This window comes from Alcaligenes sp. Me129, from assembly GCF_050487245.1.
GTDB classification, from domain to species: Bacteria; Pseudomonadota; Gammaproteobacteria; order Burkholderiales; family Burkholderiaceae_B; genus Alcaligenes; species Alcaligenes phenolicus.
The window spans coordinates 73120-96373 of record NZ_JBKQGX010000015.1; the positions used below are offsets into that span (position 1 = coordinate 73120).

Here is a 23254-nt window from a genome sequence, read left to right on the forward strand (position 1 = left end):
CCGCGTCCAACTGGGGCTTGGTTAAGGCTTAGCATCGCTGGTCCTGGGTGGCCTTGCCACCTTTGGCGCCGGCCTTGCGGGCCTCCTCGGAGTCGAACTCATGGGCCGTGCCCTTTTCATGGGCTGCCCGGCCACCCTTGGCACCGGCTTCACGGGCTTCTTCGGAAGTGAACTCGTGAGCTGTGCCCTTTTCATGAGCGGCGCGACCGCCCTTGGCGCCGGCTTCGCGAGCTTCTTCAGAGTTGAACTCGTGCGCCGTACCGCGTTCATGGGCTACACGGCCGCCTTTAGCGCCAGCCTCACGGGCCTCTTCCGGGGTGAACTCGTGCGCGGTGCCTTTTTCGTGCGAGGCACGCCCACCTTCAGCAGCAATCTCGCGCTGCTTTTTGTCGTCCATGGAGGCAAAGCCACGTTGATCTTTATGATCCTGTTTGTTTGTGTGCTGGGTCATATAACTCTCCTTGAGAAAGAACACCAATCACGTGATTGGTTATGACTGACCCAGCACAAAGCGTGCCTGACTGCCTGGGGGCGGGGCGCGGCACACAAGTTGCTGTATCTGGAGACATGGTTTTCAGGAGAGCAATCATGATGTCAATGACGTGGTGGATGTGGCTGCTGTTATTGCTGGGCGGCTGGGCGATACTGCTGCTGGTGCATTTTCTGGGTGGCAAGATTATTGAAAGACTGGCCTCGCCAGAGCACTTTCTGCGGTTTTTCAGCGAACGGATACGCTGGCCGTCGCGGCTGTTTTTTCTGGCCGTATTTTTGCGGATATGTATTCCGCTGGCCCCCATTTCGGCCAAGTGGCAGTCCTATCTGATCGTTGGGGACATGCTGGTGCTGATTATCTGCACGACCTGGATGCTGATGAGTGCAGTTGAATCTCTGTTCCAGCTTGTGGTGGTGCGTCACCCCTTGAATGTGTCCGACAATCTGCGTTCGCGTCAGATCTACACCCAGGCGCGCGTGCTGGCACGCAGTGTGCATTTCTTGCTGGTCTTGCTGGGCTTGTCCTTTGCTTTGATGGTTCTACCCGGCGCACGGCAACTGGGCACCAGCCTGCTGGCATCGGCCGGGGTAGCGGGGCTGGTAGCCGGTATTGCTGCCCGGCCGGTGCTGGGTAACTTTATTGCCGGTTTGCAGATCGCATTCACCCAGCCCATACGCATTGACGATGTGGTGATTGTGGAAGGGGAGTGGGGCCGGATAGAGGAAATCACGGCCACTTATGTGGTGGTACGTGTGTGGGACGAGCGCCGTCTGATCGTTCCCTTGCAATGGTTTGTAGAAACTGTCTTCCAGAACTGGACCCGTCGCAGCGCCTCTTTGCTGGGCACGGTATTTCTATGGGTGGACTACAAGGTTGAAATGCAGGGCTTGAACGCGGCATTCAAGGACTTGTGCGAGTCCTCTGAATTGTGGGATGGGCGCGTTCAGGTGTTGCAGGTGACCGATACCAATGAGTGGGGGATGCAGTTGCGCTTTCTGGTCAGTGCCGCCGACTCGGGCCGTTTGTTCGACTTGCGCTGTTTGTTGCGCGAGCGCTTGGTGGCCTATCTGGGTCAGCACCAACCGGATGCATTTGTACGCGTCAGGATGCTGGAAGCTCAGCCAGAGGGTCATGGGCCTGATTCAAGCCCGAGCTGATGCCAAGATCATGCAGGAACTGTTCGCACCACTGCCTCAGGTCCTGCTGTCGCAGTTGCATCATTAAATGCTGGTGGCGTCGGCGTCGTTCCTCTAGCGGCATGTTCAAGGCTTGATACAGGCTGCGTGCGGTGGCGTCCGCATCAAATGGGTTGACGGGCAGGTAGCCGCCTTGCAGGGATTGTGCCGCGCCCGTAAAGGTGGACAGAACCAGGACACCGGGGTCGGCGGGGTCCTGGGCAGCGATATATTCTTTGGCCACCAGATTCATTCCGTCACGCAAGGGTGCGATAAAACCGACGCGGGCGCGGCGCAACATGCGCATCAGCTGGCCGGCCGGAAAGGCGCGGTTCATGTACACCACCGGACTCCAGCCTGGCGTGGCAAATTGACCGTTAATCTGCCCAGCCAGACTTTCCAGCTCTTCACGCATGACTTGATAATCGTGAATATCGCCGCGGGTAGAGGGGGCGATTTGGACATACGTTGTTTGCCCGTGCAGCGTATCCAGGGTGCGCAGCCGATAGGCCAGACCCTTGGTGTAATCCAGCCTGTCGACACTGATAATGGTGTCAGGCCCGTTGACTGGCTCGATTGGTGTGGCGCTGTCGGTCCATGAGGGGGCCTTGGCCAGAGCCTGAACCAGATCCACATCGATACTGATGGGATAGACGTCTGTGCTGACGGTACGGGCGCCTGACTCGCTCGTACGCGGTGGCACTAAGGTCTGGAGTGCGGCTGTCAGCGCATGATGGTCGCCACGGCTCTGGACGCCAATCTGGTCGTAATGGTGCAGCATGGGCAGCCATTGTTCATAGCGGGGAATGGAGCGCAGAATCTCCGGGCACGGAAAGGGGGTGTGAAAGAACAGCCCAATAGCCTGCTGCATTCCTTGCTCTCGGCAAAAATGGGCTAATGGCATCAGGTGGTAGTCATGAACCCAGATCAAGTCGTCCTCTTCGGCAATATGGTGCAAGTAAGTGGCAATTTGCCGGTTGATCTCCAGGTATTGCTGGAAGTGGTGGGTCTGGAAGTCCATCAGGTCCAGGCGGTAGTGAAAGGCGGGCCAAAGGCAGGTGTTCGCGTAACCGCAATAAAACTGTTCGTATTGCTCCTGGGTGAAGGAGAAGGTGACGGCTTGGTAGGTGCCCCGATCTTCGGTACGCAACGCCCCCGGCTGTGGATCACATTGGCCGTTCCACCCCAGCCAGATGCCCTGGGTCTGCGGGTGCTTTAACAATTGATCTACCGCGACGGCCAGCCCGCCTGTGCAAGGTTGATCGGAACTGGCCACGCGTACGGACACCACAATGATTTTGCTCATGCTGATTCTCGCTTTGTTTTATTAAGGGATCTTCGTTGGAGAATCAGCAAATTGCGTACCCGCTCAGTTCAAGGGGTGCACATCCTGCCCGCTGACAGCACGCAAGCGTGCCCGTTGCAAACGTTCGCGGGCATTGGGAATACCCAGTTGCAGGCGGTACTTGGTGACGGTTCGTTTGGATAGCTCCACACTGTTCTGACGCAGCGCCTGATGCAAGTCGACATCGCTTAAAGGCTGACGCTCTGGTTCACTGGCAATCAGCCGGCGTATCTGCTCCTTGACCAGGGCGGTGGAGCAACTGCCACCGAAATCAGTCTCCAGCTCGCCGGAGAAAAAATGCCTGAAGCTCAAGGTGCCAAAAGGAGTGCTCATGTACTTGTTGGCAGTCGCTCTGGAGATGGTGGATTGATGCAGATCCAGCTCCTTGGCCAGATCGCTGATGCGCAGGGGTTGCAGGCCTTGCTCACCTAGCTCGAAAAAAAGGATCTGGTGCCGGACGATGAATTCAGCGACACGGCACACCGTACTGCGTCGCATCGCCAGACTCTCGGCCAGCCAGCGAGCCTGAGTCAGGGCGCTGTGCAAAGGGCGGTTCTGTTGCGTGCGTGCCTGTTGCTCCAGGGTGGCGGCATATTCTTGATGCACCTGAACGCGTGGCAGGCTGCGAGGGTCCGCGAGCACACGCCAATGCTTGCCATCGCGGTAGACGTGGACGTCTGGCGTAATGGCTTGGCGGAACGGCTCCAGATAAGCCAGACCGGGGTTGGGGTCCAGGCTTTGCAGTTCGCGCAGCGCCTGATGAAAGTCTGCATCGGACAGATTCAGGCGGCTCTGCACTTGTGACCACTCGGCTTGCGCCAGCGCAGGCAGCTCGGTAGCCACTAACTTGAGCAGTCTCTGTTTCAGAACCGGGTCAAGAGACTGACGCGCCTGGATCTGCAAGCGCAACGCGTCGGACAGGCAGTGGGCGCCTGTGCCGGGAACAGACAGGGACTGGACCAGCGCCAGCGCGGTTTGCCATTCGGCAAGGGGGATGTCTTCGTAGCCGGCGGGGAGCAGGTCTTCAAAGTGATCGCGCAAGTAACCGTTGTCATCCAGTGCGTTCACGATCAGGGCACATAAGGCCTTGCAGCGCTCACTGGCGTGACTCAAACGTACATGCTCCAGGATCTGTTCGTCACGGCTGCGCGGAGCCGGGCTTATGTCGTGCTTATCGATCAGGTGAGCGCTTTGGCTGGACACAGGATGGGACAGGCCCTCTCGTACGGGGGCGGCGGGTTCTGGAGCGGGTTCCAGTAGGGGATTGTCTTGCAGGCTGTCTTGTACCAGCGTTTGCAGCTCCTGCGCCGAGAGCTGCAGGATTTGTGCGGACTGTTGCAGTCGCTGCGAGAGGGTTTGCTGCATGTGCAGCTGCGGAACCATTTCCAGCTTCATGGTGGCGTCTCCTTGTGGTTGGTGATGAGAACCGACAGTTCTTCGGACACAGTTGCCGGGATGATCCAGGCCCTGTGCTATCTACATAGCAAGTTCCGTTCCTGCCCCAAGGTTCAAGGCGCGGGTACGGTCCTTGCTAGGACACCGTCAAGGCTTTGCTGGCCATGCTGATTGGCCTCAGGTCAGCAAAGATGTTCTGGTTTCAGGCAATGACTGACGTTTTTGGAGGTGTGCGATGCGAGTAAGACATCTGATGTGTTTGGCGCTGGCGGCGGGTCTGGTATTGGGTTTGAGTGTTCGCAGTGCTTCTGCCATTGAGCTGTTTTCTCCGGATAAAGGGTTCTTGAGAGATGCGGCACAATCGGGACATTTTGAAGTGAAGGCAGCCAAGCTGGCTCTGGAGCGCAGCAACAACGATAGAGTGGTCGAATTTGCACAAATGATGATCGACGACCACGAGCAGCTGGCCAAGGAACTGCAGACGCTGGCACAGGCCCGCAAGGTGGAGCTGCCCACCGAGCCCAGCCTGATGCAGCGCGGCAAGATCTCCATGCTTGAGGGCGCGGAGGGTGAACAGTTCGATGCGGACTATGCCAACGAAGCGGCAGTCAAAGCGCATGAGGACACCATCAAGCTCTTTGAGGACTACATCAAGGATGGTAAAGACAAGGAAGTCATGGGTTTTGCTCAGGACGCTTTGCCCATGCTGCAGCAACACTTGCGGCATGCTCATGCGCTGGCAGACTCCATGAAGCCTGCCGTTGCCCAGTAAGTTTTTGCCAAGCTTGCTCAGTTCCACACTGGGCAAGCATTTATTCCATGGGGTCGGCCTCCATATTGATTTCCACTTGATCGCTGTTGCTCATTACATAGCTGCGCAGTACCGCATTGCGTAGCTGGCGTATATTGCCCGGCCAGTGATAGCGCTCGATCTCCTTCATGCTGGCCAGGCTCAGTGAGCGGTTCTGCTGATGCTCCTGATTCAGCTGTTCTACCAAGTGCTTGGCGATCAGGACGGCATCGTCGCCGCGTTCACGCAGGGGGGAAATTTGAATCGGAAAGACCCCCAGGCGGTAATACAGATCTTCGCGCAGTTTCTTGTCCTCAATAGCGCGCATGGGCGGGCGATTGGTCGCAGCGATGATGCGGGCATCATGTTTGATCAACTTGTCGCCACCTACCTTCATGTATTCGCCATTTTCCAATGCGCGCAGCAGCTTGGTTTGGGCGTCTATGGGCATTTCGGTGATTTCGTCCAGGAACAGCGTGCCCTGGTCCGCCAGTTCAAAGTAGCCCTGCCGATTACGTTCGGCTCCGGTAAAGCTGCCTTTTTCGTGGCCGAACAGCTCGCTTTCGATCAGTTGTTCTGAAATGGCTGAACAGTTGATGGGCACATACGCCTGCTCCTTGCGAGCGCTGCAGCGGTGAATAGCCCGGGCCGCCAGTTCCTTGCCGGTACCACTCTCGCCAATCAGCAGCACAGGCAGGTCGGTGCTGGCCACTTTGCTGATTTCTTCATAGAGTTTTTTCATGGGGGCGGAACAGCCTACAAACTCGCCAAAGTCATGATGCTGCTCGGCTTGAAAAGCACAGGCACCGTTTTGATACTTGGCTTTTAATTGCTCCAGCAAGGTGCGCAATTGCGCCTGGTCTTGCCGGGTCGAGCCACTGTAGGCGTGCAAGGTATAGCTTTCCACCGCATCCAGTCCGATGCGACGGCTCAACTCCTGGGCCTGCAGGGCGCTGACACTGGGGCCAAACAGCAGGGCATCAGGAGTTTTCTGGTGATAACGGATCAGAACATCTTCTGGCGTATTTGCAGCGATGGCGGAAAAGTTCATCTGCCGCGCCAGTGCCAAAAAAAGGCTTATAAAAGCTGAATCTGTCTCCAGCAATAATAGGTGGGGCATTTTTTCCTCTGGGATAGACAAAGTTAATTTGAAATCCGATGTCTTATCCTAATCAGGATAGAAAGGGCATTCGTTACCAGATATGGCAAGGACGAACCCGCTTATTTTCTGAAAATACCTTATGGCCGCGTCCCCATGCCCTGGGCTCTTATGGCGTTTTTTGTCGCCTGGTCATGTACGTATTCAACTTACACATCTGTTTACCTGTCAGCGACGGGCAGGCTTGCCTGTGCCTGGGGAGCACAAGGCAGCAGGTCAACCTCTGATCCAATCGCAGGTGGGGGTCAGGACTGAGCTGGGGGCGGCTGAGTCACATCAATCCATTGCGCGCTGGTCAGCTCGGCCAGGCGCTGCGGGGTGATGCGTACCGCAGAATTAATAGAGCCTGCTGCGGGCAAGACCGTGTCGTAGTCCTGCAAGGACAGATCGCAGTAAATCTCCAGCGGGGTAGCCAGACCAAAGGGGCAGACCCCGCCAACCGGGTGACCCGTCAAGGCTTCAGTGCTTTCCAGGTCCAGCATTTTTACGCGCGTACCGAAGGCGGTACGCAGCTTCTTGTTGTCCAGACGGGCATCACCTCGAGCGACCAGCAGCACTACTTTATCGCCCACTTTCAAGCTAAGCGTCTTGGCAATTTGTCCCGGCTCGACTTGGTGCACTTGAGCAGCCAGCACGACGGTGGCTGTGCTTTCGGTGGTTTCAATTACCTGAATATCGGCAGCGTGTTCGTTAAAAAACTGTTTGACGGAATCAAGACTCATAGCGGATCAGGACGGATTAGTGTGTTTTGTTAAACTTTTTTGCGAGTGCCTAGTCTTAGTCAAGTGCATGAGAGTGTCAACCAGAGCGCCGTGGCGCTGCAAAACAGGAATGTAATTGTGATTAAACCTTTATTGTTGACGGCCAGCCTGATGGCCTTCAGTTCCATGGCGTTGGCAGAGGGTCCCGTTATTACGATGTACCAGGATCCTAACTGTGGTTGTTGTGGGGGCTGGGCACAGCACATGCGCGATGAAGGCTTTGAGGTCAAAGAGGTCAAGGTCGTGAAGATTCAAGACGTGAAGCGGCTTTTGAGAGTGCCGGAGAACCTGGCGTCCTGCCACACCGCGATGATTGAAGAGACGGGGCAATTGATTGAAGGCCATGTGCCTGCCAAGGTCGTCAAACGCATGATGAATGATGGCAGTGTGCGTGGAGTGGCCGCGCCAGGCATGCCCGCCAATTCACCCGGCATGGGCCAGATGGACGGCAATTTGGTAACCGTGGACTTTAACGGACGTCCTTACTCGCGCGACTGAAGTCTGTAACGGGAAGGGTGGCATGCAGATACACGAAACTACATTGAGAAACTTGTAAGCTGCTGCCGCTCTTGTCATGATGGTCGTTCATTGACTCTGTTTAGGAGGTTCTATCCATGCAGCCCTCAGTTAAAGCTTTTCTTGCTGCTACCGCAGTCGCATTTGGCATGTACAGCCCTTTTGCGATGGCCCAGGGCAATGCGGCTCCGGCCAACTCGGCAGCCCCTGCTGCCACCCAGGTCGTTAAACCTACGGATTCTCAGCTGGAGCAATATGCGCGCACCTACAAGAAGGTCGCTCAAACTGCTTCGGAATATCAGCCGCGTCTGGATGCGGCCAAAAGTGATGCAGAGCGTCAGGCTATTGTTCAGGAAGCCGACCAGCGCCTGGTAGGCGTGGTCAGTGCTAATGGCATGGATCTGGCGGACTACAACGGTATCAGTCTGGCGATTCAGCAGGACCCGGCCTTGCGCCAGCGTGTTGAAGGGATGCTGAAGTAAGGCTTGTTTGTGATCCTCGGGTTTGACAGAGCGCCGGGTGTCATTTTGTAGTGACCGTAGTGGGTAAATTTAAACCCTGGACGTAATCGTCCAGGGTTTTTTTTGTCGCCGTGCTGCCCCAAAGCTTGGCGCCCCCGGTAAAAAGCCCCCTCGGAGGCACTAAGCCAAAGGCGCAGCGTGGGTGCTGATTGTGTAGGTCGCTTCAATACAAAGCGTGCCGGCCAGAGCCGGCATGACTGCCTGCATTGAGACTGGAGCCTGACGCCAGATTTACGGCTTCAAGCTCAGTCTCTGGGCGCCATTAGCAGCGGGGATAGTTAAGCGCCCCGATCATTGCATTGAATTTCAATTGCAAGCTGCTGGCGTCATTTTTTATGGGGTTATTGATCTGCCAGCTGATCGAGCCTTGCTGAGGTACGTAATTGCCTTCAGAGGCATGCTGGATGACGCTTCTGCCCTGAGCCAGGAATTCATTCATCTTCGACATGATTCTTGGGCATCCTTGTGGCGTTTCTTCCTTGAATTTTTTATCCCAGTTGCTGATCATCGCGGCTGCCTGGTCAAGACTTTCCTGGAAGGGGGGAATGCTCTCTTTTGCTCCCTGCTGCTCGAAAATAGCATCGACCTTGTTCATGGCCTGCTTGCTGAACAGCACGGCACCCAAACGGTAATGCTCCATTGAGTCCTTGGGAGCTTTATCGAAAGAGGTCTGGATGTTTATCTCATCCTGTTTCTGAATACCTTGGAGAAATGCAGCCTCTGCCTGTACGACTTCTGTCAGGGCGCTGACGAACGCCTCGTTATTGTCGGCTGCCTTTTTGCCGCCATCCGTCAGAAACTCTTTTGATTCGGCATAGTTGTTCAACTCGGAATTGAGAGGTGCCAGCTTGGTCAAGGAGTCATCAAACTGCTTTGCTGGTCCATCTATTTCCGGCATGTTGGCTTCCAGTGCCAAGGCGGATTTCAGTTTTTCCTGGGTGTTCTTGATGCTTACCAGTGAAACAACGGAATAGTTATCCAGTTTCTTGCCCGAGCGCACGGCAGGCTCGTAGACGGTTTGATAATCGGAAAGCGCACGGTAGAAAGGCGTATGCAAGCTATTGGCGACTTCAACATAGGCATTGTATTTCTGGATAAAGCCTTGCTCGGACGAGACCGCTTGAGATGGTGCTTCTGTCGCTTCTTCGCTGTTGCAGCCCGCAATAGCGATGCAAAGGCCCAGCGTGGCGAAAACAGATAGTTTTTTTAAATTCATGATGAAAGTGATTGGTGCTTTTGATGCGTTGGCAATACGTTAAAACCCCTATCGGGCAGGACGCAATTTTATAGCTTCACCACTTCGTATTTTGTATCAAGCTAGGACCTTATGTTTCAGGAGTGCGTGCTACACGCGGCCGGGCGGGCTAGCAACAGTTGGCTATGCCCACCCTGCACAGGCCCGTCTCCGTCTCTGGTTTTTGGCCTTGCTTAATCCATGTCCTGGAAGTCTGGGCTTGCCCTGGGAATAGGCACGCCGGCATCAATGCGTTTGGCCCATTCTTGTAGCGGTAGCGGTGGAGTCGGCTCCCAAATACGACGCAGAACGGGCTTTAGCAAAGCAATATTGTGGCCACTGGCCCAACGATACGGAATCACCGGCAACCAGGTGTCGTCGGCAATGCGTTCGGCTACGACAAAGCGGAAACTGTACTGGCCAGGGCCCAGGCTCATGCGTATATCACTGACCACCAGCAGGTCATCGATGATGTCGTAGCGCAGCCAATCGTCCGAAAACCAGCGCAGTTGCTCCAGCTGTTTCAAGGGGGGGAACAGCTGGGTGTAGTCGCTATGAACGGGCAGGCACAGGGATTCGTATTGATGCCCCTTGGGTGCACGCAGCCGGTCCAGCAGGCCCACCATGACTTCGCATTCCCGGTCCTGTGTGTCGCGCACCAGTACACGCCAGAGCAGGATGTTCATGGGTTGGGCGGCGGAGTATACCCGCGCGATTTCCACCTGCTCTTGTTTGAGCTGTGCGGTTGCCTGTTGCTCGGCCCAGAACTTGGCACCTACCGAGGCTGCCAGATACAGGCTGCTCAAGAGCAAGGCCCAGTTGCAGGCCCGTATCGTTGCGGGTACCGGCCCACGTATCAAGCCTATGATCGTGGCGATCAGTAAGGGCACGGTATAGAGCGGGTCAATAATGAAGATGCTGGACCAGGTTGCCGGGGTAGCGGCCAAAGGCCACAGCAATTGCGTTCCGTAACTGGTAAAGGCATCCAGAAGAGGGTGGGTAATCAGCGCCAGCCAGACCGCCAGCCCCAGCCTCCCCGCAGAGGCACGTGCTTGTGGAAACAGCAGTCGCCATAAAAGGGTGACCAGGATGCCTGCCGCGCTCAACACAAACAAAGAGTGCGAGAAACCCCGATGACTGACCATGGAGGTAATCGGGTCCCCATATTGAATGAAGACATCCAGATCGGGCAGGGTGGCGATGATGGCACCGGACAGGACCGCCTTGCGGCCATACTGCCGCCCGAGGAGGGAGCCGCAGATGCTGGCACCGAGGACTGCTTGTGTTACGGAATCCATAGCTCTCGTGCAAAGTGAAACAGGGACCGGGGCCAGATGCGGCCTGACGGCTTTAGCGTTATGATTTTAAAGTTGAATCCCCGGCCCGCCCTATTTTTTTGACGGGCGTCAAAGGCCCAAGGGGTATCAGTCGCGTATAGTGTACGACGGCCTACGCTGTCCTACCGCCTGCGGGCTGCGCCACCGCTTCTATCCAGAGAATTCGTTTACCTATGTCTACCTACCTGATCGCGGCTTTATATAAGTTCGTGGAATTGCCCGATTTCGCCCAAATGCGCGACCCCTTGTTTGCTTTTTGCGAGCAGCACGAGGTCAAGGGCACGCTGTTGCTGGCGCGCGAAGGGATTAACGGCACGATTGCCGGCCCTCAGGAGGGTATTCGTGCCGTCTTGGCATATCTGAACTCCGATCCACGTATTTCTGGCCTGGTGCATAAAGAATCCTATGCCGACAAGGCTCCGTTTTACCGCCTCAAGGTGAAGCTGAAAAAAGAGATCGTTACCCTGGGCGTACCGGATCTGAAAACCGCCGAAATGGTGGGCGAGTATGTTGCTCCCGAAGACTGGAATGCCCTGATCAGCGATCCGGACGTGGTGGTGGTGGATACCCGCAACGATTACGAAGTGGGTATTGGCACTTTTAACCGTGCCATCAACCCCAAGACCCAAAGCTTTACCGAGTTTCCTCAGTGGGTGGCCGAGCAGTCCAAGGAAGGCGGTGTCTTGCATGGCAAACCGCGCGTGGCCATGTTCTGTACCGGCGGTATCCGCTGTGAAAAATCCACGGCCTTCATGCGTTCGCAAGGCTTTGATCAGGTTTACCACCTGCAAGGCGGCATTTTGAAATATCTGGAAGAGATTCCAGCGGCAGAAAGCCTGTGGGATGGTGACTGCTTTGTGTTCGACGAGCGCGTATCGGTGCGTCACGGTCTGGAACCCGGCGATTATGATTTCTGCCGTGCCTGTCGCATGCCTATCAGCGAAGAGGAAAAAGCCTCGCCCCAGTTCGAAGAAGGCGTCAGCTGTCCCTACTGCCACGGCCACAGTTCCCCCGAGCAAATCGAGCGTTTCCGTGAGCGTCAAAAGCAAGTGGCTTTGGCGCGCGAGCGTGAAGAGCGTCACATTGGCGTCAGCATGGACGAGTTGACCGAGCGCCGTGAAGCCGCCCGCCGCAAGGCGGAAGAGCAACGCCTGCTGGCTCAGCACGGCAAGGACGCCTAGCCCTGATCGGGCCACTGTGTTACCTCTACTAGCTTGATTCTGGCGCTGCGTCGTTTATAGTCCGCCCTTCTGCTACAGAAGGGCGCTTTGCATAAACGCCAGCGCTTTAAGTCCGTGCCTGTGGCGCGGCTTTTTAACGGGATTGAGCATGTCCTTATCTGATCTGCCCATTTTGTATTCCTTTCGCCGTTGCCCCTATGCCATGCGGGCACGGCTGGCTATTGCGGCCAGCGGCGTAACTTGTCAGTTGCGCGAAGTCGTACTGCGCGACAAACCCGAGGCCCTGCGCCTGGCCTCTCCCAAAGCCACCGTCCCGGTGCTGGTCTTGCCCGATGGCAAGGTTATTGATGAAAGCCTGGACATCATGCGTTGGGCTTTGGCGATTCAAGATCCCAAGCAGTATTTGCAGCCTGAGCAGGGCGATGTCGAGCAAATGCTGGCCCTGATTGCGGCCAATGACGGGCCTTTCAAGCGGCATCTGGATTGCTATAAATACCCGGATCGCCATACCGAGGATGAACAATTCACGGATGCAGCCAGTTTTTCGGCCCTGCATAGAGCCCAAGCCAGTGAATTATTGATGGGCCTGAATGCCCGCATCGAACAGCAGGGCTACCTGATGGGACAGCGTCCTTGTCTGGCAGATTTGGCGATTGCCCCCTTTGTGCGGCAATTCGCACAAGTGAACAGGGGCTGGTTTGATGCGCAGCCTTGGACGGCCTTGTCGACCTGGTTGCTGAACTTTCAGTCCAGCCCTTTGTTCCTGAGCATCATGGATAAATACCCTGCCTGGACGCCAGACAGCGAGATTGTGCAGTTTCCTTCGGTCTGACTGAGTCGCTAACGACCTGCCCAAAGCAATACGAGCGGGAGCAGCTTGGCCAGAACATGCAGACAAGCAAAAGGCCGGTTCTCAATTGAAAACCGGCCTTTCTTTTCAAGTGCCCGAATCAGGCTGCAACAGTCGCGCGCGGCTCGCTGGCCTCTTGAGCGGGAATCTCCATGTCACCACGCTGATGCAAGGTGACACTGGTATCCAGTGGTGGCAGCTCGCCATTCATGGCGCTGTTAAGTTGATCGGCATCCAGTTCGCCTTCCCAGCGGGCAACCACAATGGTGGCAACCGCATTGCCCACCAGATTGGTCAGCGCACGGCATTCGGACATGAAGCGGTCAATCCCCAGGATCAGAGTCATGCCAGCGATAGGCACTGAAGGCACCACGGACAGGGTGGCCGCCAAGGTAATGAAACCGGCCCCCGTCACACCCGCCGCGCCTTTGGAGCTGAGCATGGCAACCAGCAATAGCAGAACCTGCTGCTGCAAGGTTAGTGGAATATCACAAGCCTGGGCGATGAACAGGGCCGCCATGGTCATGTAGATATTGGTGCCGTCCAGGTTGAAGGAGTAGCCGGTAGGTACAACCAGGCCCACAACCGACTTGCCACACCCGGCGCGTTCCATCTTCTGCATCAAGGTAGGCAAAGCCGCTTCCGAGGAGCTGGTACCCAGCACCAGCAGCAGTTCTTCACGAATGTAGCGGATCAGCTTGGTGATGGAAAAGCCGTTGTAGCGGGCCACGGCACCCAGAATGATCAGCACAAAAAGCACGGAGGTGACGTAGAAAGTCACCACCAGCAGCGCCAGGCTGGACACGGATTCAATCCCGTATTTGCCGATGGTGAAAGAGATGGCACCGAAGGCCCCGATGGGAGCGGCTTTCATCAGGATGGCAACCAGCTTGAAAACAGGCGTCATCAAGGCTTGCAGCAGTTTCAGCACGGGTTTGCCGTGATCGCCCACAGCGGCCAGGGCAATACCAAACAGCACGGCCACAAACAGCACCTGCAGAATGTCGCCGCCGGTAAAGGGGCTGATCAGGGTGGCGGGGATGATGTTCATCAAAAAGCCCGTCAGCGTGCTGTCATGGGCTTGCTGCACGTAGCCCTGGATAGAGCTGGGGTCCAGGGTGCTGGGGTCAATGTTCATGCCATGGCCGGGCTGCACGATATTGCTGACCACCAAGCCTACAATCAGGGCCAGCGTGGAGAAAGTCAGAAAGTAAATCATGGCCTTGCCCACCACACGGCCCACTTTTTGCAGGTCTGTCATGGCGGCAATGCCGGTGGCTACCGTCAGGAAAATGACGGGCGCAATAATCATTTTGACCAGCTTGATGAAGGCATCGCCCAAAGGCTTCATGCCCTCGCCCAGCGAGGGGTAAAAATGGCCCAGCAAAATCCCGATAGTGATGGCGATGATGACCTGTACGTACAAAATTCGATACCACTTGATTTTGACGATCTGCGGTACCGAACGGTCTCCTGTGCTTATATCCATCATGATGTCGTCTCCGTGACTTGATGTAGCCGACCTGGCAGTCAGCTGGTGGCCTGCTTGGAATTGTGTGTGGGCAGGCGGTTTAAGCTCGCCGGAATCCTTGTCCCGGCCCATAAGCTCATGACTAAAGCAACATCCGTGCCAATCTGTTCACCGGCAGAAAACCAGTAAATAAGCGGCTTGCGGACAGGAAACTTCCCCGCTATCTGCTTATGTGTGCGAAAATCCGCACAGCTATTACTAATTTTTGGCGATATTTCGCACAGGTTTCATGAACTCCATTCCGGTTTCTTCGGGCATGCGGCGGCGCTTCAGGCTCGAATGGTTGCTGCTGCTGAGCTTGGCCGTCGTACTGGGGCTGTTTGCCTTCTGGCGTTCGGCCGATTTGGGCACGGCTCGTCTGCTGACACAAAGCGAACAGCGGCTTGATTCCTTGATGCGCGGTAATGCCGGCTGGATCAGGACTATCCGAGACAAATTCCGCACCTTGTCCTTTGCTCTTGCACAGGACGAGGCTCTGCGCCAATACCTGATGGGCAATCCTGCCTATGGTGATGCCGAGGCTTTGAATCGCAAGTTCCAGCAATTGGCCGAAGATACGGGCGCTCCTGTTCTGTACCTGCTGGATATTCATTCGCAGACGCTGGTGTCCAGTAACTGGCAGGAGCCCGACAGCTTCGTGGGCAATCATTACGGTTTCCGCCCTTACTTCACCAAAGCCCTGGAGCAGGGGCATGCGGAATACTTTGCCTTGGGGACTGCCAGCGGCAAGGCGGGTTTGTACATTTCACGCATGGTGCAAGATCAGGACGGCAAGCCGGTTGGTGTGGTCGTCATCAAGCTGGTATTCGATCTGCTGGAAAAAGAATGGGAAGGTTATGGCGATCGCATGTTTGTAAGCGATCCCAATGGCGTGATCCTGCTAAGTGGTGAACCGGACTGGCGTTTGCATAGTCTGGATCAAGCCGCGCCCGAGCAACTGGTCAAGCTGCGGGCCAGTCAGCAGTTTGGTAATGAGCCCTTGGAGTCAGTGGGCTTGAATATGTCGGATTCCGGCGAACGGGCCTCCTTCTGGACACTGGGGCAGGAGCGCTTTTTGCATGTGCAGCAGCCTGTTTTAGGCAGTGATTGGGTTTTGCACGCGATGGCTCCCATGGATGCTGCGTTGCAGACCCAGGCCTTTCAATCCCGTCTGACGGTGATGGGGCTGTTGTTTGCGGCGCTGGTGCTGACGGCCTTGGCGCTGCAACGCAATCAACAGCGCCGGGAAGCCCAGGCGCGGCAGGAGTTGCTGCGTGATGCCCTTGAAGAAGCGGTGGAGTCCCGCACCGCCCAGTTGCAGGTGGCGCGTCGCCGCCTGGAACAGGAGATGCAGGCCCTGCAGGAAGCCCGTTCGCGTGCACGTGATCTGCGTGAACAGTTGGAGCAGGCCGAGAAGCTGTCCTTTCTGGGGCAGGTGACGGCGGGGGTGGCTCACGAGATCAACCAGCCCGTGGCGGCGATTGAGGTCTATGCCGACAACACCTTGCGTTTGCTGGATCAGGGCCAGACGGAAACGGCACGGCAGAACCTGTCCCGCATCCAGACGTTGACCCAACGCATCGGCAGCATTACCTCTCAGCTGTGCCATTACGCTCGCAAGCCCAAAGAGCAGGAAGGCCCGGTACGGGTACGCTCGGCCGTGGATAGCGCCTGGCAATTATTGGAACACCGGGCAAGGGCACAGGGTGTAGATCTGGAGCTGGAAGGCGTGAACGAATCTGTGCGTGTATGGGCTTTGCCGGTACGCCTGGAACAGGTTCTTGTGAATTTACTGCGTAATGCGCTTGATGCTCTGGAAGGGAGCCGTCAGGGGCGCATTCGTATTGAAGTGATGAGCGAGCAGCAGCATGTGCGCATTGTGGTTTCTGACAACGGCCCCGGCCTGAGTCCGGAAATCCGCCAGCGCCTGTTTACGCCCTTTAGCTCCAGCCGCCGTCAAGGTGTGGGCTTGGGGCTGGTGATCTCGCACGATATTGTGGCGGCCCTGGGTGGCCGTTTGGAAGAAGGGCCTTCGCGCCTGGGTGGCGCCACGTTCCATATCGTGCTGCGCAATGCCGATAGCGAGCTGGGCCAGGGAGAGAGATAAGAATGGAAGTCGCGTTTGTTGATGATGATGCGGACCTGCGTGCCGCCGTGGTGCAAAGTCTGGAACTGGCGGGCCTGAAAGTGGTGGCCTGTGCCAGCGGGCAGGAGGCCCTGAGTCGCTTGCCCAAGGATTATCCGGGTGTGGTGGTGACGGACATTCGCATGCCGGGCATGGATGGTCTGGCGCTGATGCAAGCCTTGCATGCTCGCGATCCCGAGCAGCCCGTCGTGCTGATTACCGGCCACGGCGATATTGATATGGCCGTACAGGCCATGCACGATGGCGCCTTTGATTTTCTGACCAAGCCCTATCAGGCCGAACGCCTGCTGACGGTAATACGTCATGCCGCCATGCAGCGCAGTCTGGTTCTGCAAAACCGTGCCTTGCGCGAAGAACTGGACGAGGATGGTCAAGGCCCGGCGCTCCTGGGTAATTCCGAGGTCATGGTCAATTTACGCACTACCTTGCGGCATCTGGCACAGTCCGATGTGGATGTGCTGGTGGAAGGGGAAACCGGCACAGGCAAGGAAGTGGTGGCCATGTTGCTGCACCGCTGGAGCGCCCGAGCACAGCATCGTTTTGTGGCGCTGAATTGTGGTGCCTTGCCTGAAACCATTATTGAAAGCGAGCTGTTCGGCCACGAAGCCGGAGCATTCACGGGCGCGCAGCGCAGACGTGTAGGCAGTGTTGAACATGCACACCGTGGCACGCTGTTTCTGGATGAAATCGAAAGCATGCCCATGATTGCACAGGTGCGCTTGCTGCGTGTGCTGGAAACCCGTTGCGTAACTCCTTTGGGTTCCAACGAAGAGCACCCGGTAGATATCCGCGTCGTTGCCGCCAGCAAGGTGGATTTGTCCGACCCCGCCCAGCGTGCGAACTTCCGCGCCGATTTGTATTACCGACTCAACGTGGTTACCTTGCGCCTGCCGCCTTTGCGGGAGCGCAAGGAGGATATCCCCATGCTGTTCGCTCACTTTGCGGCGCTGGCTGCCAAGAAGTACGGTATGCCGCAAAAGATGCCCGATGCGCGCAGTCTGGCCTATATGCAGTCACATCACTGGCCGGGCAATGTGCGCGAGCTGGCACACTTTGCGCAACGTGAAGTGCTGGGTGTGCAGCACCCGGAGATCAAGGAGCTGGAAAACGAGGACTTGAGCCTGCCCGCCCGCATGGAGCAGTTCGAGTCGCAGCAGATACGTCAGGCGCTGGCACGCCATCGTGGCGATATCAAGGCGACCTTGCAGGATCTGCGTATCCCGCGCAAAACCTTTTACGACAAGTTGCAGCGGCATGGCATTTTGCGTAGCGACTTTGTGGGAGAGGGGGCGCAGGGTGAATAAAGGCTGGAGTAAAAGTGAGCTATATCGGGGTTTTGCTCAAATTTACGACCAGGCTACATATTCCTCAGGGCAGCGCGCCCATATTGATTGTTGTGCTCCACAATGCGGGTCAGCATATCCATGAATACCTGACGTTGCTTTGCCGTCAGTGGGTCCAGCAGACGCTCCTGTGCCTTGTTCATGCCAGCGCTCAGTCCTTGCATGACGGCCAGGCCGGCCTCGGTAATGTAGGTTTGGCGCGAGCGGCGGTCATCAGGGTTGACGCGTCGTCCCAGCAGTCCTTTTTCTTCCAGACGGCGGATAACTTCTGCGGAGGTCGTGCGGTCCAGACCAAGCTCATAGCCTATGGTAGTTTGGTCTAGCCAGGGTGAGCCCATCAAGACGGACAGTACCCCGTGCTGGACAGGGGTGATATCGCTTTTGCATTCTTCGTAGAACATGGCGTAATGGATTTGGTTCAGACGTCGAACCAGAAAGCCGGAACGCGACCACAGCTTTTGCCGAAATAATTCGGCATTTTCTTCTTTTACTGGGCCGAGGGATTCGGCCTCGCCGGATTTCGGTCCTTTCTCTTGCTTTAACTCGGTGTGATTCTTCATGCTTAAGCCAGACATCAAGAGTGTGACCAATTAGCTGTGACTGGTGAGGCCACAGCTTGATGGCAGGATAAGCCCCAACGGGGCGGTAGTAACAAGGTCGGCGATTATAGGGAGGACAGCGCCAGACTTGGAAAGGTAGGCGCTGCATTCTTATTTTGTATTCGTTTCCACCTGGTGCTGTCCATGCTCAATCTCTCAGTTATTTCCCGACTTGCTGAAAAATATAATCAGTGTGCTGCTTTATCGCTTTTTCTTGGTGAAAGTTTCTCTGTTTTAAATCAAGAGTTTGTCAGGCGATTTTAATAACTGCGTGTTGGCAGCCGATTGATACCTGATTGGCATTTTCAGGGGCAGTCTAAGCGCCGGGTACAAGGCGCTTAGTTTCCTCGTAAGCTTTACGCGGGGTCCTTGCGCCCGAACAGTCTTCCCACTCGATAACGTATCTGCGACCAGAAGGCTTTGAGACCGATAGATAGCATATTGAGCTCGCCTGCAGAGTCATCATCCTGTCGGCCACGTGCTTGCAGCCTTAGCAGGGTTTGTTGCATCTGGGCCTGTAGCTGCTGGGTTTGAGCGAGTACGGCTTGGGATTGATAAAGGATGGCTTGGGCTTCGATAGTGGAAACTGGCGTGGCAGCTGTTGAGGGCATGTTGGCAACCGCAGCGCCAGCTGCGGCTGTCATGCCCTGGCTGCTGGGGAAGGCGGGGGCGTCAGAGCCCTGTGCAGGATTGGCGTCACCCTGCACCATGCGCGCAAGGTTGCGCTCGAACTGGCCCAGGATCTGCCCGGCCACTTCGGCGATCATGCCGCTGCCGCGTCCATATTGGGCCACAGCTCCTGACAAGGTCAGTTCTGTGCTGACCTCCACGTCGGTCCCTCCTTCTGGTGACGGTGTCAGCGCAAAGCTGAAGTCCGAGCTGGCTGAACCGCGTCCCTTGGGGTCCAGACCGGCGCCACGCAGATAGGCAATATGATTTTCCTCATCGGTGTTGACCAGCTCCGCAGTGCCATCAAAAGAAAGTTTGATCGGCCCGAGTTTGACTGAAACCGAACCCTGGTACTTGTTGCCGTCCAAGACATCAGTCAGTTTGGCTCCGGGCAGGCAAGGCATGATGCGCGGTACATCCAGCATGAGCGTCCATGCCTGATCCAGTGGTAGAGGAATGTGAAACCGGTTTTTGAAATTCATGGCAGCTTTCCTGTTTTATTGTGTCGGTTGCGTGGCCTGATCGATCAGTTCCAGTAGCCGCATAGGGCTGAGTGGGAACTCGTTGATGCGCACATTCAGCGGTGACAGTGCTTGCTCCACGGCTGAGATCACGACGGCGGCGACGGCGATGGTGGAGCATTCGCCCACGCCTTTGACTCCTAGCGGATTCAAGTGCGTGGGGGAGGGGCAGAACAACACCTCGATATTTGGTACTTCCGGGGCGGTGGGCAGAAGATATTCTGCACAAGTGGTGGACAAGGGCTGACCTTCGGCGTCGTAGGCCATCTGTTCGAACAAGGCATTGCCCAGACCATGGACGACCCCGCCAACGACCTGACCTTCCACGATCATCGGGTTGATGAGCGTGCCGCAATCTTGCACAGCCAGATAGCGTGTGATGTGGATAGCGCCAGTGCTGGCATCTACCTCCACTTCACAGGCGTGCGTGGATCCGGCGTAGGTTTGCTCGTCGCAGTGAAAATGAGCGGTGCTCTCCAAACCAGGGTCTGTCTTGATAGGCAGGCTGTAGCCCGGCACACCTTTGAGCTCCATGGCCAGTCGAGCCAGGCTGATGGTTGTGTCAGTTGCGCTGCTACGCACGATGCCGTAAGAAATGTTCAGGGTTTCTTGAGGAACTTTCAGCACGGCCGCTGCTGCCAGCAGCACTTTATGACGTAGTTGCCGGGAGGCCTGTTCAACGGCTGTACCCGCCATAATCGCCTGGCGACTTGCGAAACCGCCCATCCCCACACCGATGTGACGTGTATCGCCGGCATGAACGTCTATGCCTGCGGGTTCCACGCCGAAATGTGCTGCGCAAATCTGCGCCAGCGAGGTCTTGATGCCTTGGCCCATGGCCAGGGCTCCCGTGAACACGGCAATTCGACCGGATGGGAAAATCTTGACGGTGGCCGACTCATAGGGGCCGCGACCGGTTGGTTTGACGGCATTAGCCAGGCTTTGGCCCAGATAACGGCCTTGAGCAAGGGCCGCCTGTCGTCGTTGTTCAAAACCGTCGCGGTCCATCGCCTGCTCTGCCATGGCTTGCATGCGGGGAAAGTCTCCGCTGTCGATAACCAGTGGTATACCCGCCCTGGATTTCAGCGGCTTGGTGTAGGGGATTTTGGCGGCAGGAATCAGGTTCAGTTCGCGGCAGCGGATGGGGTCCATGCCGATCTGTTGCGCGAGCCGGTCCATTAATCTGTCCATGACGAAAGCGGCTTGCGGATAGCCTGCGCCGCGTACGGTAGCCACTGGCACCTTGTTGGTGTAGACCACGTCAGCAGTCAGACTGAAAGCTGGAACGACATAGGGGCCCGTCATGGATGAGGCTGCGTTGTAGGGGACGTTGGTGCCCTGCGGCGTGTAGGCTCCGTGGTCATGGATGAAACTGCCACGCAGGCCGCGTATGCGCCCGTTTTTATCGGCCGCCAGAGATACTGACCATACCTGGTCGCGCTCCTGAATAGAGGTCAGGAAGTTCTCGCGTCTGTCTTCTACCCATTTGATGGGACGACGTAGCAGGCGGGCGACAGCTGGAATGACGATTTCTTCGGGGTAGATCATGAACTTTGCCCCAAAACCGCCGCCTACGTCGGGGGTGATCACACGTAATTGATCTTCGCGATGGCCCAGCATCAGGGCCAGGGTGTAGTGCAGTTCGTGTGCCATCTGGGTGGATGACCAAACGGTCAACTCGTTGCCGGCGGGGTCCAGTCGTGCAAGCACGCCTCGCCCTTCGATGGGATGAGCACAGCCGCGGTGGGCTGAAAATGACTCCTCGATGAGGATGTCTGCATCAAGGAAGGCGGCATCGATATCGCCATAGGCCAGCGTGTAGTTTTGCAGGCTATTGCTTTGTAGCTCGGTGCGTACCACCGCTGCGTTCGGTTCCAGAGCCAGACGCAGGTCAGAAATCGCTGGCAGGACTTCGAAGTCGATAGCCACCAGTGCAGCAGCATCCTCGGCTATGTGACGGGACTGGGCGACGATCACGGCAATCGCTTCGCCAACGAAGGCGACTTCTTCGCGTGCCAGGACGAAGGGGACGGTATTTTCTGGAAGTACGGCAAAGGCAAAGCCCAATGGCATACGCCAATGAGTTAATTCGCCCATCAGGTCTTGCGCGGTAAATACTCCGTGTACGCCAGGTAAGGCTCGGGCTGCCGACAGGTCTATGGAACGAATGCGTGCGTGCGCGTGAGGACTACGTACAAAGCACGCATGCAATACACCCTCCATGGGGATGTCATCCAGAAACTGGGCCTGCCCGGTTAACAAGGCTTCATCTTCCAGGCGCAGAAAGGAGTGCCCCAGACCGCAGGCGGCTTGTTCCTGCTGGTGAGGATCATTCATGAGCATGGCGGGCCCTCAACGCAGCAGCGGCTTTCTGTACCGCACGCACAATATTCTGGTAGCCGGTACAGCGGCATAGATGACCGGACAGCACGTCGCGTATCAGTTCGGGGCTGGGATCGCTGTGGTTCTCCAGCAGCTCAACGACGGACATCAGGATGCCCGGCGTACAGAAACCGCATTGCAGGGCATGCAGCTCGCGAAAGGCTTCCTGGATGGGATGCCAGCAGCCTTGCTCGTTGGCAAGGCCTTCAATGGTGCGGATATGCTTGCCTTGGGCCTGTACTGCCAGCATCAGGCAACTACGGGCTGAGTGGCCGTCAATCTGCACGGTGCAGGCGCCGCAGACGCCGTGCTCACAGCCCACATGGGTCCCTGTCAAACCCAGATCGTGGCGCAGGAAATCGGCCAGATTGACACGAGGCTCGGCATGGGCTGTCAGGTTCTGGCCATTGACACACAGGGTGATGGGGCGACTGCCCGAAGGAAGGGGGTTATTCATGCCGTTGTCCTGTACGAGAGAGCGCTAGCCGCAGGGCGCGCGCCGTATATTCTTTGGCCAGCCGCTGGCGATACCAGCCCTGGACATAACAATCGCTGGAAGCATCGACCTGGCCACATAGTTCGGCGGCCCGTTCGATATCTGAGGGGCTGGCCGGGGTGCCCAGCAGGGCGTTTTCTGCCTCGGTCATGCGAAGGGGAAATGCACCTACTCCGCCCAGGGTGATGCTGACGCGACTCACCAAGCCGGCTTCATCCAGCAACAGCAAGGCAGCGCAGGACACGATGGCGAAATCGCCATGCCGACGGGAGAACTCCAGAAAAGCCCAGCCGTGACTGGCGGGCCACGGCTGCACCTGGACGCGGATCAACAGCTCGTCAGCCTGCATGTTGGGGGTCATGTAGGCTGCCGGGAAATCGGCCATTGAAAGTGTTCGTTCTCCACGTATGCTGGCGACGGTCAACACAGCATCCATCGCCATGCTGACTGTCGGTATTTCGGCAGAAGGGTCCAGCTGACAAAGGCTGCCGCCCACTGTTCCTCGGTTACGGGTCTGGCGATGCCCGACGTTGAGGATTGCATCCTTCCAGAGCGGCAGACGTGTTGCCACCAGCTCGGAAAATTCAATGTCGCGCTGGCGTGTCATGGCACCCATCGCGATATCGCCATTCTCTTGCTCTTGCAGGTAGGACAGTTCGGGCAACTGGTTGATATCGACCAGCGTGTCCGGAAATGCAAAGCGCATATTGAGCATGGCCAGCAAGGACTGGCCTCCAGCCAATACACGGGCGTTTTCCTGATTGGCCAACAAGCCCAGTGCCTGAGCCAGCGTTTCGGGGGCGTAGTAATTGAAAACGGGAGCCTTCATGC

At 56.8% G+C, this 23254-nt stretch carries 21 protein-coding genes; 8 read left to right on the forward strand and 13 right to left on the reverse strand.

Going from position 1 to position 23254, the window contains the following annotated elements; all coding sequences use genetic code 11:
• Nucleotides 1–28: 28 nt before the first annotated feature.
• Nucleotides 29–451, reverse strand: coding sequence for a KGG domain-containing protein (locus ACLPGZ_RS15020; RefSeq protein WP_429641617.1), 423 nt, complete (start codon nucleotides 449–451; stop codon nucleotides 29–31).
• A gap of 137 nt (nucleotides 452–588) precedes the next feature.
• Between ACLPGZ_RS15020 and ACLPGZ_RS15025 the strand changes: the two genes are divergently transcribed.
• Nucleotides 589–1650 (forward strand): mechanosensitive ion channel family protein, encoded by a 1062-nt coding sequence (locus ACLPGZ_RS15025; protein WP_035273455.1) that lies wholly within the window; start codon nucleotides 589–591, stop codon nucleotides 1648–1650.
• Here the strand turns inward: ACLPGZ_RS15025 and ACLPGZ_RS15030 are convergent.
• The gene (locus ACLPGZ_RS15030) at nucleotides 1595–2974 is read right to left on the reverse strand and encodes an alpha,alpha-trehalose-phosphate synthase (UDP-forming) (protein ID WP_429641619.1); all 1380 of its coding nucleotides are present in this window, start codon (nucleotides 2972–2974) and stop codon (nucleotides 1595–1597) included. The genes ACLPGZ_RS15025 and ACLPGZ_RS15030 overlap by 56 nt on opposite strands.
• 63 nt (nucleotides 2975–3037) lie before the next feature.
• Entirely contained in the window at nucleotides 3038–4408 is a 1371-nt protein-coding gene (gene rpoN, locus ACLPGZ_RS15035) for an RNA polymerase factor sigma-54 (protein WP_429641621.1), read from the reverse strand.
• A 235-nt stretch (nucleotides 4409–4643) separates the two neighbouring features.
• Here rpoN and ACLPGZ_RS15040 point away from each other — a divergent pair, with 235 nt between their 5' ends.
• Nucleotides 4644–5180 (forward strand): DUF4142 domain-containing protein, encoded by a 537-nt coding sequence (locus ACLPGZ_RS15040; RefSeq protein ID WP_226348433.1) that lies wholly within the window; start codon nucleotides 4644–4646, stop codon nucleotides 5178–5180.
• Nucleotides 5181–5220: 40 nt separating this feature from the next.
• On the opposite strand, the gene ACLPGZ_RS15045 is transcribed toward ACLPGZ_RS15040, so the two are convergent.
• Together ACLPGZ_RS15045 and ACLPGZ_RS15050 are read right to left on the reverse strand one after the other, a co-directional pair.
• Nucleotides 5221–6249, reverse strand: coding sequence for a sigma-54 interaction domain-containing protein (locus ACLPGZ_RS15045; protein WP_239054640.1), 1029 nt, complete (start codon nucleotides 6247–6249; stop codon nucleotides 5221–5223).
• 353 nt (nucleotides 6250–6602) lie between these two features.
• Entirely contained in the window at nucleotides 6603–7079 is a 477-nt protein-coding gene (locus tag ACLPGZ_RS15050; RefSeq protein ID WP_060186701.1) for a YbaK/EbsC family protein, read from the reverse strand.
• A 117-nt stretch (nucleotides 7080–7196) separates the two neighbouring features.
• Here ACLPGZ_RS15050 and ACLPGZ_RS15055 point away from each other — a divergent pair, with 117 nt between their 5' ends.
• Together ACLPGZ_RS15055 and ACLPGZ_RS15060 are read left to right on the forward strand one after the other, a co-directional pair.
• Complete coding sequence (locus ACLPGZ_RS15055) at nucleotides 7197–7616, forward strand: DUF411 domain-containing protein (RefSeq protein WP_096917395.1); 420 nt, start codon at nucleotides 7197–7199, stop codon at nucleotides 7614–7616.
• 116 nt (nucleotides 7617–7732) lie between these two features.
• Nucleotides 7733–8116, forward strand: a complete 384-nt coding sequence (locus ACLPGZ_RS15060) for a DUF4168 domain-containing protein (protein ID WP_035273462.1) — start codon at nucleotides 7733–7735, stop codon at nucleotides 8114–8116.
• A gap of 301 nt (nucleotides 8117–8417) precedes the next feature.
• Here ACLPGZ_RS15060 and ACLPGZ_RS15065 read toward each other — a convergent pair whose 3' ends face one another.
• Together ACLPGZ_RS15065 and ACLPGZ_RS15070 are read right to left on the reverse strand one after the other, a co-directional pair.
• Nucleotides 8418–9371 (reverse strand): DUF3829 domain-containing protein, encoded by a 954-nt coding sequence (locus ACLPGZ_RS15065; RefSeq protein WP_035273463.1) that lies wholly within the window; start codon nucleotides 9369–9371, stop codon nucleotides 8418–8420.
• A 212-nt stretch (nucleotides 9372–9583) separates the two neighbouring features.
• The gene (locus ACLPGZ_RS15070; RefSeq protein ID WP_035273464.1) at nucleotides 9584–10687 is read right to left on the reverse strand and encodes a metal-dependent hydrolase; all 1104 of its coding nucleotides are present in this window, start codon (nucleotides 10685–10687) and stop codon (nucleotides 9584–9586) included.
• A 212-nt stretch (nucleotides 10688–10899) separates the two neighbouring features.
• Here ACLPGZ_RS15070 and trhO point away from each other — a divergent pair, with 212 nt between their 5' ends.
• Together trhO and ACLPGZ_RS15080 are read left to right on the forward strand one after the other, a co-directional pair.
• Nucleotides 10900–11907, forward strand: a complete 1008-nt coding sequence (gene trhO / locus ACLPGZ_RS15075) for an oxygen-dependent tRNA uridine(34) hydroxylase TrhO (RefSeq protein ID WP_060186702.1) — start codon at nucleotides 10900–10902, stop codon at nucleotides 11905–11907.
• Between the two features lie 148 nt (nucleotides 11908–12055).
• On the forward strand, nucleotides 12056–12739 hold the full coding sequence (locus ACLPGZ_RS15080; protein ID WP_060186703.1) for a glutathione S-transferase: 684 nt from the start codon (nucleotides 12056–12058) through the stop codon (nucleotides 12737–12739).
• Between the two features lie 118 nt (nucleotides 12740–12857).
• Here the strand turns inward: ACLPGZ_RS15080 and ACLPGZ_RS15085 are convergent, their stop codons facing one another.
• Nucleotides 12858–14249 carry a dicarboxylate/amino acid:cation symporter gene (locus tag ACLPGZ_RS15085; RefSeq protein WP_060186704.1) on the reverse strand — a complete coding sequence of 464 codons (1392 nt, stop codon included), beginning with the start codon at nucleotides 14247–14249 and terminating at the stop codon, nucleotides 12858–12860.
• A 268-nt stretch (nucleotides 14250–14517) separates the two neighbouring features.
• Here ACLPGZ_RS15085 and ACLPGZ_RS15090 point away from each other — a divergent pair, with 268 nt between their 5' ends.
• Both ACLPGZ_RS15090 and ACLPGZ_RS15095 read left to right on the forward strand, forming a co-directional pair.
• On the forward strand, nucleotides 14518–16374 hold the full coding sequence (locus ACLPGZ_RS15090; RefSeq protein ID WP_230940657.1) for a sensor histidine kinase: 1857 nt from the start codon (nucleotides 14518–14520) through the stop codon (nucleotides 16372–16374).
• A gap of 2 nt (nucleotides 16375–16376) precedes the next feature.
• Complete coding sequence (locus tag ACLPGZ_RS15095; protein ID WP_060186706.1) at nucleotides 16377–17717, forward strand: sigma-54-dependent transcriptional regulator; 1341 nt, start codon at nucleotides 16377–16379, stop codon at nucleotides 17715–17717.
• A gap of 53 nt (nucleotides 17718–17770) precedes the next feature.
• On the opposite strand, the gene ACLPGZ_RS15100 is transcribed toward ACLPGZ_RS15095, so the two are convergent.
• The 5 genes from ACLPGZ_RS15100 to ACLPGZ_RS15120 form a co-directional block, all read right to left on the reverse strand.
• Nucleotides 17771–18331 carry a MarR family winged helix-turn-helix transcriptional regulator gene (locus ACLPGZ_RS15100; RefSeq protein WP_060186707.1) on the reverse strand — a complete coding sequence of 187 codons (561 nt, stop codon included), beginning with the start codon at nucleotides 18329–18331 and terminating at the stop codon, nucleotides 17771–17773.
• Between the two features lie 380 nt (nucleotides 18332–18711).
• Nucleotides 18712–19506, reverse strand: coding sequence for an SRPBCC family protein (locus ACLPGZ_RS15105; protein ID WP_081055450.1), 795 nt, complete (start codon nucleotides 19504–19506; stop codon nucleotides 18712–18714).
• 15 nt (nucleotides 19507–19521) lie between these two features.
• The gene (locus tag ACLPGZ_RS15110; RefSeq protein WP_230940658.1) at nucleotides 19522–21882 is read right to left on the reverse strand and encodes a xanthine dehydrogenase family protein molybdopterin-binding subunit; all 2361 of its coding nucleotides are present in this window, start codon (nucleotides 21880–21882) and stop codon (nucleotides 19522–19524) included.
• Nucleotides 21875–22384 carry a (2Fe-2S)-binding protein gene (locus ACLPGZ_RS15115; protein WP_060186709.1) on the reverse strand — a complete coding sequence of 170 codons (510 nt, stop codon included), beginning with the start codon at nucleotides 22382–22384 and terminating at the stop codon, nucleotides 21875–21877. Before ACLPGZ_RS15115 ends, ACLPGZ_RS15110 begins: the two co-directional genes overlap by 8 nt.
• Nucleotides 22377–23252: an FAD binding domain-containing protein gene (locus ACLPGZ_RS15120; RefSeq protein WP_429641626.1), complete on the reverse strand. Its 876-nt coding sequence runs from the start codon at nucleotides 23250–23252 to the stop codon at nucleotides 22377–22379. The genes ACLPGZ_RS15115 and ACLPGZ_RS15120 overlap by 8 nt, the downstream gene beginning before the upstream one ends.
• Between the last annotated feature and the right edge of the window lie 2 nt (nucleotides 23253–23254).

Coding starts and splice junctions, on each gene's coding strand:
- ACLPGZ_RS15020 (WP_429641617.1), bottom strand. CDS start 451: ATGACCCAGCACACAAACAAACAGGATCATAAAGATCAACGTGGCTTT.
- ACLPGZ_RS15090 (WP_230940657.1), top strand. CDS start 14,518: ATGAACTCCATTCCGGTTTCTTCGGGCATGCGGCGGCGCTTCAGGCTC.
- rpoN (WP_429641621.1), bottom strand. CDS start 4,408: ATGAAGCTGGAAATGGTTCCGCAGCTGCACATGCAGCAAACCCTCTCG.
- ACLPGZ_RS15070 (WP_035273464.1), bottom strand. CDS start 10,687: ATGGATTCCGTAACACAAGCAGTCCTCGGTGCCAGCATCTGCGGCTCC.
- ACLPGZ_RS15025 (WP_035273455.1), top strand. CDS start 589: ATGATGTCAATGACGTGGTGGATGTGGCTGCTGTTATTGCTGGGCGGC.
- ACLPGZ_RS15100 (WP_060186707.1), bottom strand. CDS start 18,331: ATGTCTGGCTTAAGCATGAAGAATCACACCGAGTTAAAGCAAGAGAAA.
- ACLPGZ_RS15060 (WP_035273462.1), top strand. CDS start 7,733: ATGCAGCCCTCAGTTAAAGCTTTTCTTGCTGCTACCGCAGTCGCATTT.
- trhO (WP_060186702.1), top strand. CDS start 10,900: ATGTCTACCTACCTGATCGCGGCTTTATATAAGTTCGTGGAATTGCCC.
- ACLPGZ_RS15110 (WP_230940658.1), bottom strand. CDS start 21,882: ATGAATGATCCTCACCAGCAGGAACAAGCCGCCTGCGGTCTGGGGCAC.
- ACLPGZ_RS15040 (WP_226348433.1), top strand. CDS start 4,644: ATGCGAGTAAGACATCTGATGTGTTTGGCGCTGGCGGCGGGTCTGGTA.
- ACLPGZ_RS15045 (WP_239054640.1), bottom strand. CDS start 6,249: ATGAACTTTTCCGCCATCGCTGCAAATACGCCAGAAGATGTTCTGATC.
- ACLPGZ_RS15030 (WP_429641619.1), bottom strand. CDS start 2,974: ATGAGCAAAATCATTGTGGTGTCCGTACGCGTGGCCAGTTCCGATCAA.
- ACLPGZ_RS15080 (WP_060186703.1), top strand. CDS start 12,056: ATGTCCTTATCTGATCTGCCCATTTTGTATTCCTTTCGCCGTTGCCCC.
- ACLPGZ_RS15050 (WP_060186701.1), bottom strand. CDS start 7,079: ATGAGTCTTGATTCCGTCAAACAGTTTTTTAACGAACACGCTGCCGAT.
- ACLPGZ_RS15115 (WP_060186709.1), bottom strand. CDS start 22,384: ATGAATAACCCCCTTCCTTCGGGCAGTCGCCCCATCACCCTGTGTGTC.
- ACLPGZ_RS15105 (WP_081055450.1), bottom strand. CDS start 19,506: ATGAATTTCAAAAACCGGTTTCACATTCCTCTACCACTGGATCAGGCA.
- ACLPGZ_RS15085 (WP_060186704.1), bottom strand. CDS start 14,249: ATGATGGATATAAGCACAGGAGACCGTTCGGTACCGCAGATCGTCAAA.
- ACLPGZ_RS15095 (WP_060186706.1), top strand. CDS start 16,377: ATGGAAGTCGCGTTTGTTGATGATGATGCGGACCTGCGTGCCGCCGTG.
- ACLPGZ_RS15120 (WP_429641626.1), bottom strand. CDS start 23,252: ATGAAGGCTCCCGTTTTCAATTACTACGCCCCCGAAACGCTGGCTCAG.
- ACLPGZ_RS15065 (WP_035273463.1), bottom strand. CDS start 9,371: ATGAATTTAAAAAAACTATCTGTTTTCGCCACGCTGGGCCTTTGCATC.